The organism is Labrenzia sp. VG12 (genome assembly GCF_002237595.1).
Lineage (GTDB): Bacteria > Pseudomonadota > Alphaproteobacteria > Rhizobiales > Stappiaceae > Roseibium.
Genome location: NZ_CP022529.1, coordinates 1 through 13,911 on the forward strand (window position 1 = coordinate 1; position 13,911 = coordinate 13,911).

At 59.8% G+C, this 13,911-nt stretch carries 9 protein-coding genes and 1 pseudogene; all 10 read right to left on the reverse strand.

Annotated features, from left to right (window positions below):
• Window positions 1–35 precede the first annotated feature (35 nt).
• Complete coding sequence (locus CHH27_RS00005) at window positions 36–398, reverse strand: hypothetical protein (RefSeq protein WP_094069745.1); 363 nt, start codon at window positions 396–398, stop codon at window positions 36–38.
• A gap of 183 nt (window positions 399–581) precedes the next feature.
• On the reverse strand, window positions 582–779 hold the full coding sequence (locus tag CHH27_RS28590) for a hypothetical protein (protein WP_371681802.1): 198 nt from the start codon (window positions 777–779) through the stop codon (window positions 582–584).
• 359 nt (window positions 780–1,138) lie between these two features.
• Window positions 1,139–2,530, reverse strand: a complete 1,392-nt coding sequence (locus CHH27_RS00010) for a LamG-like jellyroll fold domain-containing protein (RefSeq protein ID WP_094069746.1) — start codon at window positions 2,528–2,530, stop codon at window positions 1,139–1,141.
• A complete protein-coding gene (locus CHH27_RS28570; protein WP_371681868.1) occupies window positions 2,530–4,629 on the reverse strand; it encodes a LamG-like jellyroll fold domain-containing protein in 2,100 nt (699 codons plus the stop codon). Before CHH27_RS28570 ends, CHH27_RS00010 begins: the two co-directional genes overlap by 1 nt.
• Window positions 4,626–4,973 (reverse strand): hypothetical protein, encoded by a 348-nt coding sequence (locus CHH27_RS00020; protein WP_094069748.1) that lies wholly within the window; start codon window positions 4,971–4,973, stop codon window positions 4,626–4,628. The genes CHH27_RS28570 and CHH27_RS00020 overlap by 4 nt, the downstream gene beginning before the upstream one ends.
• A complete protein-coding gene (locus CHH27_RS28235) occupies window positions 4,921–5,484 on the reverse strand; it encodes a hypothetical protein (RefSeq protein ID WP_198338317.1) in 564 nt (187 codons plus the stop codon). The genes CHH27_RS00020 and CHH27_RS28235 overlap by 53 nt, the downstream gene beginning before the upstream one ends.
• Window positions 5,438–9,502 carry a LamG-like jellyroll fold domain-containing protein gene (locus tag CHH27_RS28575; protein ID WP_157738626.1) on the reverse strand — a complete coding sequence of 1,355 codons (4,065 nt, stop codon included), beginning with the start codon at window positions 9,500–9,502 and terminating at the stop codon, window positions 5,438–5,440. Before CHH27_RS28575 ends, CHH27_RS28235 begins: the two co-directional genes overlap by 47 nt.
• A gap of 637 nt (window positions 9,503–10,139) precedes the next feature.
• On the reverse strand, window positions 10,140–11,300 hold the full coding sequence (locus CHH27_RS00035) for a Gfo/Idh/MocA family protein (RefSeq protein ID WP_094069751.1): 1,161 nt from the start codon (window positions 11,298–11,300) through the stop codon (window positions 10,140–10,142).
• A gap of 470 nt (window positions 11,301–11,770) precedes the next feature.
• Window positions 11,771–12,825: pseudogene (locus CHH27_RS00040) on the reverse strand (sugar phosphate isomerase/epimerase family protein).
• Between the two features lie 86 nt (window positions 12,826–12,911).
• Window positions 12,912–13,868: a substrate-binding domain-containing protein gene (locus CHH27_RS00045; RefSeq protein WP_094069752.1), complete on the reverse strand. Its 957-nt coding sequence runs from the start codon at window positions 13,866–13,868 to the stop codon at window positions 12,912–12,914.
• Window positions 13,869–13,911: the final 43 nt, after the last annotated feature.

A 13,911-nucleotide genomic window follows, 5' to 3' on the forward strand; every position in this document is an offset into this window, starting at 1 on the left:
GCAGATTGGCCGGTGGAGCGACGTCACCGCGGTCTTCACCCATCTCGATCGCTTGAGGGCTTCCTCGAGGTCGGCGATGGAGCGTCAATGCCATAGGCTGGCTTGGCCGATGTGGAGATGTCGTTCTGTGTGACGAGATCGCCATAGACCGTGATGGTGCCGAGATCGTCGTTGTTGTGGGCACCGCCGCCGGAGCCCTGGTCGGAATAAAGGGAGATCACGGTGTGATCGACCACGCCGTCGCCGTTCGAGTCCCCATAGGTGATGGAGCGGATCTTGGTGTGTGGCATGACGATACGGTCGCCTTCGTCCCGGTTGAAGTCGGTGATGACATCATTGCCGATCATGTCGACCCAGTGGTCGTGGATGTTGCGTTCTCGCCGGCGACCCCGTGCCAACGGATGGAACCGTCATCCTGGGTGTGCTCCTCGATGAAGCGTCCTTGGCATTGATCAGCGTCTGGAAGTAGAAGACGTCGCCGCCCGAACCGCCGGTTAGGACATCGTCCGCGGGGTCGGCTGATCGGGATAGAGCTTGCCGTTGGTGAGCTCGTTATCCGGATCGCCTTCGTCGCGGTCCGGTCATAGGCGACCGGCCCCTCGCGTCCGTCGGAGCGGGAGATCAGCAGATCGTTGCCGGCCCCCATTGAGGATGTCCTCGCCATGGCCACCGTCAAGCACGTCATTGCCGTCACCGCCATTGAGCTCGTCATTGCCATAGCCACCCTGCAGGACATCAGCCGCCATTGCCGTTGACGATGTCATCGCCAAGGCCGGCATTGATGGCGTCGGCCCCGTCCGTGCCGTCGAGTGTCTCGTCGGCGTCGGTGCCTTCAGTATATGTGGCACCGGTGGTCAGTTCGCCGTCATGGTTGAAGCCGAAGCCATGCGAGGGCCTTGGCCTCGTCGGGAGCCGTGATGCAGCTGCTGGAAGGCCGGCTCAGATCGTCCTGGGCGAGGGCCTCAGGGCAGCCGTTGCAAAGGCCGGATCGACTTCTCCGGCCAGCGCCGCCATGTCTTCCACCTGCAATCTGCTCGTCAAAGACCATGACATCGGAGATGGTGCCATCAAATTGCTGCCCGGCCGTTTGCGTGTCGGTCTTGCGCCAGGCGCCCGACGCTCCCACGACAGGGCGCGCTCATTCATGTCGAGGCCCTGTTAACTCGGGCTCGGCAGCCACAAGGGCACCGTTCAGATAGACCATCAGCCCGTCTTCACCGAAGGTCACCGCAAGGTGGTAGGTGGTGGTATTTGCGGCGATCTCGACATTCTGCACCTTGAGGTACTCTGACTTGTCGTCGGATTGCTGGCGGATATAGAGCTTGTTGTTGCACAGATAGGCGGTGATATGGCCGCCATCTTCATAGCCGCTGCCATCCTTTGAAAAGAGTGCCTGCGAGCCGGTGACCTTGTCCGCATTGAAGGTAAGGGCAATCGTGCCATCAGTCAGGTCGAGTGCATCCGGATTGCCCGCCTGAAGGTAATCTCCCCAGTCTCCTGAGAACTCGTTGTCGCCTGCGATGGCAAAGACAGGTGTCATGCCATCGGGCAGGGGCAGGTCATCAATGCCTGGTCCATCCGGCAACGCTGGTTCTTCTGTTCGCGCCTCGCCCATCTCGATGGGTTGCAATGCCTCTTCGAGATCCGCAATCGACCTGACGATGCCATAGGCTGGCTTGGCCGATGTGGAGATGTCGTTCTGTGTGACGAGATCGCCATAGACCGTGATGGTGCCGAGATCATCGTTGTTGTGGGCACCGCCCCCGGAGCCCTGATCGGAATAAAGGGCAATTACCGTGTGATCGACCACGCCGTCGCCATTGCTGTCGCCATAGGTGATGGACCGGATCTTGGTGGTGTGTCCCTCGATGACGATACGGTCGCCTTCGTCCCGGTTGAAGTCGGTGATGACATCATTGCCGATCATGTCGACCCAGTGGTCGTGGATGTTGGCATTCTCGCCTGCCACCCCGTGCCAGCGGATGGAGCCGTCATCGTTGGTATGTTCCTCGATGAAGCGTTCCTTGGCGTTGATCAGCGTCTGGAAGTAGAAGATGTCACCGCCCGAGCCGCCGGTCAGGACATCGTCCGCCGGTATCGGCTGATCGGGATAGAGCTTGCCGTTTGTGAGCTCATTGTAAGGATCGCCTTCATCGCGGTCGGCATCATAGGCAACCGGTCCTTCGCGTCCGTCGGACTGGGAGATCAGCAGATCGTTGCCTGCTCCGCCATTGAGTATGTCCTCGCCATGGCCGCCATCGAGCACGTCATTGCCGTCACCGCCATTGAGCTCGTCATTGCCATAACCGCCCTGCAGGACGTCGTTGCCGCCATTGCCGTTGACGATGTCATCGCCGAGCCCGGCATTGATGGCGTCGGCCTCGTCCGTGCCGTCGATGGTCTCGCCGGCGTCGGTGCCTTCAGTATATGTGACGCCGGTTGTCAGCTCGCCGTCATGGTTGAAGCCATAGGCCATGGCGAGGGCCTTTGCCTCATCTGACCCATGATGGAGCTGCTGGAAGGCGGGCATCAGGGCGTCTGGGCCAGGGCCTCAAGGGCAGCCGTTGCAAAGGCCGGATCGACTTCGCCGGCCAGCGCCGCCATGTCTTCGCCGGCAATCTGCTCGTCGAAGACCATGACGTCAGAGATGGTGCCGTCGAACTGCTGATGCGCCGTGTGACCGTCGCTGGAGCGCCAGGCTCCCGAAGCGCCGACAAGGAAGGCGCGCTCGTTCATCTCCAGGCCTTGTTTGAATTCGGGCTCGGCGGCCAAGAGCTGGCCATTGACATAGACCATCAGACCGTCGTCGCCGAAGGTCACTGCGAGATGATAGTCGGTGTCTTGAGAGATCTTGAGATCGCTGACCTTCAGATATTCGGTGCTGTCGTCGGACTGTTGCCGGATATAGAGGTAGCCATCCTTGAGCCAGACGGTCAGATGACCGCCATCGTCATAGCCGGATCCGTCCTTTGAGAAGAGCGCCTGCTGTCCCCAGACATGATCAGCATTGAAGGTGAGCGCTATGGTGCCGTTGGTCAGGTCAAGCGCATCGGGATTACCGGCATCAAGATAGTCCCCACGTTCTCCGGAGAACTCGTTGTCGCCGGCAATGGCAAAGACAGGTGTCATGCCATCGGGCAGGGGCAGATCGTCGACATCGGGCAGATCGGCCGGTGGAGCGATATCTCCCCGGTCTTCGCCCATTTCGATGGGTTGCAGTGCCTCTTCCAGATCCGCAATCGACCGAACGATGCCATAGGCGGGTTTTGCGGATGTGGAGATGTCGTTCTGGGTGACGAGATCGCCATAGACGGTGATGGTGCCGAGATCATCGTTGTTGTGGGCACCACCCCCGGAGCCCTGGTCGGAATAAAGGGCAATCACGGTGTGATCGACCACGCCATCGCCGTTCGAGTCCCCATAGGTGATGGAGCGGATCTTGGTTGTGTGTCCCTCGATGACGATACGGTCGCCTTCGTCCCGGTTGAAGTCTGTGATGACATCATTGCCGATCATGTCGACCCAGTGGTCGTGGATGTTGGCGTTCTCACCCGCCACCCCGTGCCAGCGGATGGAGCCGTCGTCCTGGGTGTGCTCCTCGATGAAGCGTTCCTTGGCATTGATCAGCGTCTGGAAGTAGAAGACATCGCCGCCCGAACCACCGGTCAGGACATCGTCCGCCGGGATCGGCTGATCGGGATAGAGCTTGCCGTTGGTAAGCTCGTTATAGGGGTCACCTTCATCGCGGTCGGCATCATAGGCGACCGGTCCCTCGCGTCCGTCGGAGCGGGAGATCAGGAGATCGTTGCCGTCCCCGCCATTGAGGAGGTCCTCGCCATGGCCGCCGTCGAGCACGTCATTGCCGTCGCCGCCATTGAGCTCGTCATTGCCATAGCCACCCTGCAGGACGTCATTGCCGCCATTGCCGTTGACGGTGTCATCGCCAAGGCCGGCATTGATGGCGTCGGCCTCGCCCGTGCCGTCGAGTGTCTCGTCGGCGTCGGTGCCTTCAGTATATGTGGCACCGGTGGTCAGTTCGCCGTCATGGTTGAAGCCGTAGGCCATGGCGAGGGCCTTGGCCTCGTCGGAGCCGTGATGCAGCTGCTGGAAGGCCGGCATCAGGTCGTCCTGGGCGAGGGCGGCGAGGGCAGCGTCTTCAAAGGCCGGATCGACTTCGCCAGCCAGCGCCGCCATGTCTTCGCCGGCAATCTGCTCGTCGAAGATCATGACATCGGAGATGGTGCCGTCGAACTGCTGGGACGCGGTGTGACCGTCGCTGGAGCGCCAGGCTCCCGAAGCGCCGACAAGGAAGGCGCGCTCGTTCATCTCCAGGCCTTGCTTGAATTCGGGCTCGGCGGCCAAGAGCTGGCCATTGACATAGACCATCAGACCGTCGTCGCCGAAGGTCACTGCGAGATGATAGTCGGTGTCTTGAGAGATCTTGAGATCGCTGACCTTCAGATATTCGGTGCTGTCGTCGGACTGTTGCCGGATATAGAGGTAGCCATCCTTGAGCCAGACGGTCAGATGACCGCCATCGTCATAGCCGGATCCGTCCTTTGAGAAGAGCGCCTGCTGCCCCCAGACATGATCAGCATTGAAGGTGAGCGCTATGGTGCCGTTGGTCAGGTCAAGCGCATCGGGATTACCGCATCAAGATAGTCCCCACGTTCTCCGGAGAACTCGTTGTCGCCGGCAATGGCAAAGACAGGTGTCATGCCATCGGGCAGGGGCAGGTCGTCGACATCGGGAAGATCGGCCGGCGGCGCGACGTCTCCCCGGTCTTCACCCATCTCGATCGGCTTGAGGGCTTCTTCGAGATCCGCAATCGACCTGACGATGCCATAGGCGGGCTTGGCCGATGTGGAGATGTCGTTCTGGGTGACGAGATCGCCATAGACCGTGATGGTTCCCAGGTCATCATTGTTGTGGGCACCGCCCCCTGATCCCTGGTCGGAATAAAGGGAGATCACGGTGTGATCGACTACACCATCGCCGTTCGAATCCCCATAGGTGATGGAGCGGATCTTTGTGGTCGATGACGATACGGTCGCCTTCGTCCCGGTTGAAGTCTGTGATGACATCATTGCCGATCATGTCGACCCAGTGGTCGTGGATGTTGGCGTTCTCGCCAGCCACCCCGTGCCAGCGGATGGAGCCGTCATCGTTGGTATGTTCCTCGATGAAGCGTTCCTTGGCATTGATGAGCGTCTGGAAGTAGAAGACGTCGCCGCCCGAACCGCCGGTCAGGACATCGTCTGCCGGGATCGGCTGATCGGGATAGAGCTTGCCGTTGGTCAGCTCGTTATCCGGATCGCCTTCGTCGCGGTCCGGGTCATAGGCGACCGGTCCCTCGCGTCCGTCCGAGCGGGAGATCAGCAGATCGTTGCCGGCCCCGCCATCGAGGAGGTCCTCGCCATGGCCACCGTCAAGCACGTCATTGCCGTCGCCACCATTGCAGCCCTGGAGGGTCATTGCCGCCATGGAGGCCGTTGACGCCATTGTTGACGATGTCGTCGCCGAGCCCGGCATTGATGGCGTCGGCCTCGTCCGTGCCGTCGATGGTCTCGTCGGCATCGGTGCCTTCAGTATATGTGGCGCCGGTGGTCAGCTCGCCGTCATGGTTGAAGCCATAGGCCATGGCGAGGGCCTTGGCCTCGTCGGAGCCATGATGCAGCTGCTGGAAGGCCGGCATCAGGTCGTCCTGGGCCAGCGCCTCAAGAGCAGAGGTCTGGAAAGCCGGATCGACTTCGCCGGCCAGCGCCGCCATGTCTTCGCCGGCAATCTGCTCGTCGAAGACCATGACATTGGAGATGGTGCCATCGAACTGCTGGGACGCGGTGTGGGCATCGTCGGAGCGCCAGGCGCCGGAGGCCCCGACCACCAGAGACCGCTCGTTCATGTCCAGGCCCTGCTTGAACTCGGGCTCTGCCGCCACGAGTTCCCCGTTCAGGTACACCAGCAGGCCATCTTCGCCGAAGGTGACGGCAAGGTGGTAGTCGGTGTTGGCCTCAAGGTTCAGGTCCTTGATCTTCAGATACTCGGTTTTGCTGTCAGACTGCTGACGAACGAGAATGGTGCCGTTGTAGACCCAGGCAGTCAGATGACCGCCGTTGTCATAGCCACTGCCATCCTTGGAGAACAGCGCCCGGCTGCCTTCCACGGTATCGGCATTGAAGGTGAGGGCGATGGTACCATCGGCAAGATCCAGGCTGTCCGGATTGCCTGCCTCCAGGTAGTCCCCGCGTTCACCAGAGAACTCGTTGTCGCCGGCAATGGCAAAGACAGGTGTCATGCCATCGGGCAGGGGCAGGTCGTCGACATCGGGCAGATCGGCCGGTGGAGCGACGTCACCGCGGTCTTCACCCATCTCGATCGGCTTGAGGGCTTCCTCGAGGTCGGCGATGGAGCGTACAATGCCATAGGCTGGCTTGGCCGATGTGGAGATGTCGTTCTGTGTGACGAGATCGCCATAGACCGTGATGGTGCCGAGATCGTCGTTGTTGTGGGCACCGCCGCCGGAGCCCTGGTCGGAATAAAGGGAGATCACGGTGTGATCGACCACGCCGTCGCCGTTCGAGTCCCCATAGGTGATGGAGCGGATCTTGGTGGTGTGGCCCTCGATGACGATACGGTCGCCTTCGTCCCGGTTGAAGTCGGTGATGACATCATTGCCGATCATGTCGACCCAGTGGTCGTGGATGTTGGCGTTCTCACCCGCCACCCCGTGCCAGCGGATGGAGCCGTCGTCCTGGGTGTGCTCCTCGATGAAGCGTTCCTTGGCATTGATCAGCGTCTGGAAGTAGAAGACATCGCCGCCCGAACCACCGGTCAGGACATCGTCCGCCGGGATCGGCTGATCGGGATAGAGCTTGCCGTTGGTAAGCTCGTTATAGGGGTCACCTTCATCGCGGTCGGCATCATAGGCGACCGGTCCCTCGCGTCCGTCGGAGCGGGAGATCAGGAGATCGTTGCCGTCCCCGCCATTGAGGAGGTCCTCGCCATGGCCGCCGTCGAGCACGTCATTGCCGTCGCCGCCATTGAGCTCGTCATTGCCATAGCCACCCTGCAGGACGTCATTGCCGCCATTGCCGTTGACGATGTCATCGCCAAGGCCGGCATTGATGGCGTCAGCCCCTTCGGTTCCCTCGATGGTCTCGCCGGCATCGGTGCCTTCCTGATAGGCCGCACCGGTGGTCAGTTCACCGTCATGGTTGAAGCCGAAGGCCATTGCGAGGGCCTTGGCCTCGTCGGAGCCGTGATGCAGCTGCTGGAAGGCCGGCATCAGATCGTCCTGGGCGAGGGCGGCGAGGGCAGCGTCTTCAAAGGCCGGATCGACTTCCCCGGCAAGGGCCGCCATATCTTCGCCTGCAATCTGCTCGTCGAAGACCATGACATTGGAGATGGTACCGTCGAACTGCTGGGACGCAGTATGGGCGTCATCGCTTCGCCAGGCGCCGGACGCGCCGACCACCAGGGAGCGCTCGTTCATGTCGAGGCCCTGCTTGAACTCGGGCTCGGCCGCAACAAGCACACCGTTCAGGTACACCATTAGGCCATCGTCGCCGAAGGAAACGGCAAGGTGGTAGGTGGTGTTCTCCGTCAGGGAGAGATCCTGTACCTTGAGATATTCGGTCTTGCTATCCGACTGCTGACGAACGAGCAGGCGTCCGTTCTGAACCCAGACGGTTAGGTGTCCGCCATCGTCATAGCCGGAGCCGTCCTTCGAGAACAGCGCGCGTGTTCCTTCCACGGTATCGGCATTGAAAGTGAGGGCGATGGTACCATCGGCCAGATCCAGGCTGTCCGGATTGCCCGCCTCCAGGTAGTCCCCGCGTTCTCCGGAGAACTCATTGTCGCCTGCGATTGCAAAGACCGGCGTCATGCCAGCGGGCAGGGGCAGGTCATCGACAGCGGGCAGATCGGCTGGTGGCGCGACGTCTCCCCGGTCTTCACCCATCTCGATGGGTTGCAATGCCTCTTCGAGATCCGCGATGGAGCGCACGATGCCATAGGCTGGCTTGGCCGATGTGGAGATGTCGTTCTGGGTGACAAGATCGCCATAGACCGTGATGGTGCCGAGATCGTCGTTGTTGTGGGCACCGCCTCCGGAGCCCTGGTCGGAATAAAGGGCAATTACCGTGTGATCGACCACGCCGTCGCCATTGCTGTCGCCATAGGTGATTGAGCGGATCTTGGTGGTGTGGCCTTCGATGACGATACGGTCGCCTTCGTCCCGGTTGAAGTCTGTGATGACATCATTGCCGATCATGTCGACCCAGTGGTCGTGGATGTTGGCGTTCTCGCCAGCCACCCCGTGCCAGCGGATGGAGCCGTCATCGTTGGTATGTTCCTCGATGAAGCGTTCCTTGGCATTGATGAGCGTCTGGAAGTAGAAGACGTCGCCGCCCGAACCGCCGGTCAGGACATCGTCTGCCGGGATCGGCTGATCGGGATAGAGCTTGCCGTTGGTCAGCTCGTTATCCGGATCGCCTTCGTCGCGGTCCGGGTCATAGGCGACCGGTCCCTCGCGTCCGTCGGAGCGGGAGATCAGCAGATCGTTGCCGGCCCCGCCATTGAGGAGGTCCTCGCCATGGCCACCGTCAAGCACGTCATTGCCGTCGCCACCATTGAGCTCGTCATTGCCATAGCCGCCTTGGAGGACGTCGTTGCCGCCATTGCCGTTGACGGTGTCATCGCCAAGGCCGGCATTGATGGCGTCGGCCCCGTCCGTGCCGTCGAGTGTCTCGTCGGCGTCGGTGCCTTCAGTATATGTGGCACCGGTGGTCAGTTCGCCGTCATGGTTGAAGCCGTAGGCCATGGCCAGGGCCTTTGCCTCGTCGGAGCCGTGATGCAGCTGCTGGAAGGCCGGCATCAGGTCGTCCTGGGCGAGGGCCTCCAGGGCAGCCGTTGCAAAGGCCGGATCGACTTCGCCGGCCAACGCCGCCATGTCTTCGCCGGCAATCTGCTCGTCGAAGACCATGACATCGGAGATGGTGCCGTCGAACTGTTGATGCGCCGTGTGACCGTCGCTGGAGCGCCAGGCTCCCGAAGCGCCCACCAGGAAGGCGCGCTCGTTCATGTCGATACCCTGCTTGAATTCGGGCTCGGCTGCCAAGAGTTGACCGTTGACATAGACCATCAGGCCGTTTTCGCCGAAAGTGACGGCGAGGTGATAGTCGGTATTGGCGGTCAGATAGAGGTCGGGAACCTTTAGGTACTCGGTGCTGTCGTCTGACTGCTGACGAACGAGAAGGCGACCGTTCTGAACCCAGACGGTCAGGTGACCGCCATCGTCGTAACCTGAGCCGTCCTTGGAAAACAGCGCACGCGTTCCATCAACAGTGTCTGCATTGAAGGTGAGCGCCACGGTGCCGTTGGTCAGGTCAAGCGCATCTGGATTGCCCGCGTCGAGATAATCGCCTTTCTCGCCGGAAAACTCAGTATCGCCTTCAATGGAAAAGACAGGAGAAAGGGTGCTGGACGCAGCAGTCGATTGCATGATTTTGACCTCCCACAAGGTAAAAGAATCCCCTACGCCGGCTTGCCCACGGCGTTAAAAAGTATGGTGCCCAAGTGATTAATTTCAGTGGTGTGTTGTTATGGGATTAATGTATTCGCCTCAATTTGGCGAAAAAATTGATCAAATAAGGCGAAAAAATTGCAATAATTAGATAATAATTTGTTGGAAGTATTTTAAGTAAATTTTTAACAAATTGAATTTTGTTAAGCGTATGATTTTTAAGGCGTAATCGATTTGCTGGTGTGAAGCTGGATAATACTTAGAGAATATTTTTGATTTCTGGCAGAAGACTGAAAACAGGTGGTGCTGTTCCACTGCCTGAAAACTTTTTGAAGGTTTTTTTCACTCGGGAAGGCGCCGGATCAACTGCGGGCGGTTGAGTGCCGGTTGTGGTCTTCGGGGGGCATGAAATCCGTGTTCGAACGCGGCTTCCGAGCTCTGTCAGGACTGACAATGGTCTTTACGGCGATGAAGCGGCAAGCAGCGGTGCTCGATTGCTCTCGATTCGACCGGCTCAAGCTGCGTTGTCTGTTAAGAAATATGAGCGGTTAACCCAGAGCAAAGATCCGAAGGAAAACCCGGCCATCTCGGCCGGGTTGAACTGCGGGCAGGCGGCTTAGCTCTCCAGCTTCACCCAGGCAGCGTTCCTTGCAGAAGATCGCACACAGGCGTCAATGAAGCGGACGCCTGACAGGCCGTCGCCAATTCCGGGCACGAGCGTTTCCATGTTCTTGCCCTGGCTGTGCGCTCGGATCGCCTCAGCCGCGTCCTTATAGAGATTGGCAAACCCTTCCAGATAGCCTTCCGGATGGCCTGGCGGGATACGGGTTGCGGAGCCAATGCTGTCCAGCATGCCCGCTCCGCCGCGTGTCAGGATCTGTTTTGGTGCGCCGAACGGGGTGTAGTGCAGGTAGTTCGGGTCTTCCTGGTGCCATTCCAGGCCACCCTTGTCGCCATAGACACGGATCTTCAGATTGTTCTCGTTGCCCGGAGCTACCTGCGAACACCACAGCATGCCGCGAGCGCCGCTGGCATAACGCATCATCACGTGACCATTGTCATCAACCTGCCGGCCCGGCACGAAGGATTGCAGATCCGCGGCAAGGCTTTCCGGGGTTTCTCCGGTAATGAAGGCAGCCAGGTTGAAGGCATGCGTGCCGATATCGCCGGTGGAACCGCCGAGGCCTGTCCGGGCAGGGTCAGTCCGCCAGTCGGCCTGCTTGTTGTTCTGTTCCACGGTGAGCCAGTCCTGCGGGTATTCGACCTGAACGACCCGAAGCGTCCCGATATCGCCTTTGGCGACCATCTCACGGGCCTGACGGACCATCGGATAACCGGTGTAATTGTGTGTCAGGAAGAACAGCGCGTCTGAGCTTTCCGCCGCCTTGGCGAATTTCTTTGCGTCCGCGAGCGTCGAGGTCAGCGGCTTGTCGCATATGACGTGAATGCCGCGTTTCAGGAATTCCTTCGCCGCCGGATAATGCATGTGGTTCGGCGTTACGATCGCCACGGCCTCGATACCGTCCTTCAGCCGTGCTTCCCGTTTGGCCATGTCTGCGAAAGAACCATAGATCCGGTCTTCCTTGAGGCCGAGCGCGCGTCCGGACTCCAAGGCCTTTCCCGGGGTTGAGGAAAGCGCACCGGCCACAAGCTCATAATCACCGTCGATCCGCGAGGCGATGCGGTGGACAGCGCCGATAAAAGCGTCCTTGCCGCCACCGACCATGCCAAGCCGGATCGGGCGCGTCTGCGTGTTGTCTTTGCCTTCGATGGCCATGGTGTTCCTCCTGAAGCTTTGATGATGCGTCGTTCTACGCACTGTAATCGATTACATAAAGAGTTTACATACCCAATTGCGTCCTCCTGAGGAAGCGCTTTGGTGCTTTGTCGGAGGATGGGCCACTTGTTCCGGAGACTGCGGCCGGTCCGTCGAGACGGACCTGTCAGTCCTCCTCAGTGTCTGGTCCGAAAGTGCTCTAGGACGCAGTTTCATCGTTCCTGGCACGAACCCGCCCCCTCTCGGTTGTCATCCCCGCGAAAGCGGGGTCCCAGTAAACTCATGAATCGGCTCTATAAATTTGGATCTTACCTCACGGTGTCCTGGTTTCCCGCTTTCGCGGGAATGACAAATGTGAGTGAAGCATTCGCCCCGGCCATCTCTTTCGGGTCAGGCTCTCGGGATGAGGCAGAAAAGTGTGGTTGCTTCCATGCAATAGTCGCTTGCGGCGTCTCAAACTGGTCTCAGCTTCACCCGATCCCCAGCATTTTGCGGTTAGCGGCCTCATCGCTGCCGCCGCCGGCAAAGTCGTCAAAGGCCTTTTCCGTGACGCGGATGATATGATCCCGAACGAATGCCGCGCCTTCGCGTGCCCCGTTCTCGGGGTGTTTCAGGCAGCATTCCCATTCCACAACAGCCCAGCCGTCAAAGTCGTTGGTGGCCATCTTGGAAAAAATAGCGCCGAAATCGACCTGACCGTCTCCGAGCGAGCGGAACCGGCCGGCCCGCTCCACCCACGGCTGATAGCCGCTATAGACGCCTTGCCGTCCGGTCGGATTGAACTCGGCATCCTTGACGTGAAACATGCCGATCCGGTCCCTGTAGATGTCGATATTGTCCAGATAATCGAGGCATTGCAGGACGTAGTGGGACGGGTCGTAAAGCATCTTGCAGCGCGTGTGGTTTTCCACGCGCTCCAGGAACATCTCGAAGGTTATGCCGTCATGCAGGTCTTCGCCCGGATGAATTTCATAGCAGACATCGACCCCCATATCGTCTGCATAGTCGAGGATCGGCCGCCAGCGTTTGGCCAGCTCGTCAAAGGCAGTCTCGACGAGGCCTGCAGGACGTTGCGGCCAGGGATAGAGATAGGGCCAGGCCAGAGCACCTGAAAAAGTTGCGTGAGCCGTGATGCCGAGATTGCGGCTGGCAGCCAGCGCCAGTTTCACCTGATCCACCGCCCAGGCCTGTCTGGCAGCCGGATTGCCCTGTACATGGGGGGCTGCAAAGCCGTCAAACGCGGTGTCATAGGCCGGATGAACGGCGACAAGCTGTCCTTGAAGATGGGTCGAGAGCTCCGTGATCGTGACCCCGTTCTCCTGCGCTATGCCGGCAAATTCTTCGCAATAGGTTTTGGAACTGGCCGCCTTTTCCAGATCGATCAGCCGGCCGTCCCAACTCGGCACCTGAACACCGAGATAGCCGCAGTCTGCCGCCCATTTCGTGATCGAGGCCCAGGAGTTGAAGGGGCCTCGTCCCCTGCAAACTGGGCGAGAAACAGGGCAGGGCCTTTTATCGTTTTCATGGAGTGCCTCCCGAAAATGGGCAAGGAAGGGAAAAAAGAGGCCGGGTCCCATCGCACCAAGTCCCGGCCTCAAGGTGGCTCGCTGTTTAGAACGGCGAGTCTGGGAAGTAGTAGCTTTCGGCGTTCTCTTTCGTGATCAGCGTCGCACCGAGAATGTAGCGGCCGGCAACCGGTCCGTTGGACTTGAAGGCCTGAACCGTTGCATCCATGGCGGTTGCGATCATTGCCGGCGGATAAAGAACGTCGACCGGGATCAGTTCGTCACCATCCATGATGCCCTTGATGATCTCTTTCATGCCGGCGCCGCCGACGACAAACATGCCGTTACCGTCACGGCCGGCCTGTTTCAGGGCAGCAACAACACCGATGGCAATGTCGTCATCCTGTGCCCAGACGGCATCGATGTCCGGGAAGCGGGACAGGAAGTCCTGCATCACTTCAAAGCCGTCGTCGCGGTTCCAGTTGGCGTGTTTGTGGTCAAGCACATTGATGCCGGATCCCTCGATTTCCGCCATGAACGCATCGAAACGCTCGTTGTCGATCACGGTCGGAATGCCCCGCAGGACGACGATGTTGTCACCGTCTTTCAGGCGGCCCTTCATGTATTGTGCGGAAACGCGGCCGAGTTCCGGGTTGTTGCCAGCAACATAAAGGTCTTCGATGCCCGGCTGGCTGAGACCACGGTCAACAACTGTGATCCAGGCACCGGATTTCTTGACGTTCAGAACCGGGTCGGTGAGCGGCTCGGATTCAAACGGCAGAACAACAAGGGCATCGATCTGGTGGACGGAAACCAGATCTTCCAGCGCGCTGGCCTGGGCTTCCGGGTCCGGGGAGTTGACCAGGATCAGGTCCACATCCGGATAAAGCTCCTCGAGCCGTTTTTCAGCCTGTTCCGCGTGCCAGTTCATGCCGGCGGCCCAGGCATGGGTCGGTGTCGGGTAGCTGACGCCGATCTTGATCTTGTCCTGGGCAATCGCGGTTCCGGCGAAGGCCAACAGGCCAACGGCGGCTACTGCGCCCAGAGCTTTTTTCATAAACATCGTTTCCTCCTCCAATGTCATTCCGTTTGGACGCACCTCTCCC

Excerpts from the sequence above, each read along its gene's own strand:
- CHH27_RS00035 (WP_094069751.1), bottom strand. The coding sequence starts at position 11,300 with ATGGCCATCGAAGGCAAAGACAACACGCAGACGCGCCCGATCCGGCTT.
- CHH27_RS28590 (WP_371681802.1), bottom strand. The coding sequence starts at position 779 with ATGCCGGCCTTGGCGATGACATCGTCAACGGCAATGGCGGCTGATGTC.
- CHH27_RS28575 (WP_157738626.1), bottom strand. The coding sequence starts at position 9,502 with ATGCAATCGACTGCTGCGTCCAGCACCCTTTCTCCTGTCTTTTCCATT.
- CHH27_RS28235 (WP_198338317.1), bottom strand. The coding sequence starts at position 5,484 with ATGGCGGCAATGACCCTCCAGGGCTGCAATGGTGGCGACGGCAATGAC.
- CHH27_RS00010 (WP_094069746.1), bottom strand. The coding sequence starts at position 2,530 with ATGCCCGCCTTCCAGCAGCTCCATCATGGGTCAGATGAGGCAAAGGCC.
- CHH27_RS00045 (WP_094069752.1), bottom strand. The coding sequence starts at position 13,868 with ATGTTTATGAAAAAAGCTCTGGGCGCAGTAGCCGCCGTTGGCCTGTTG.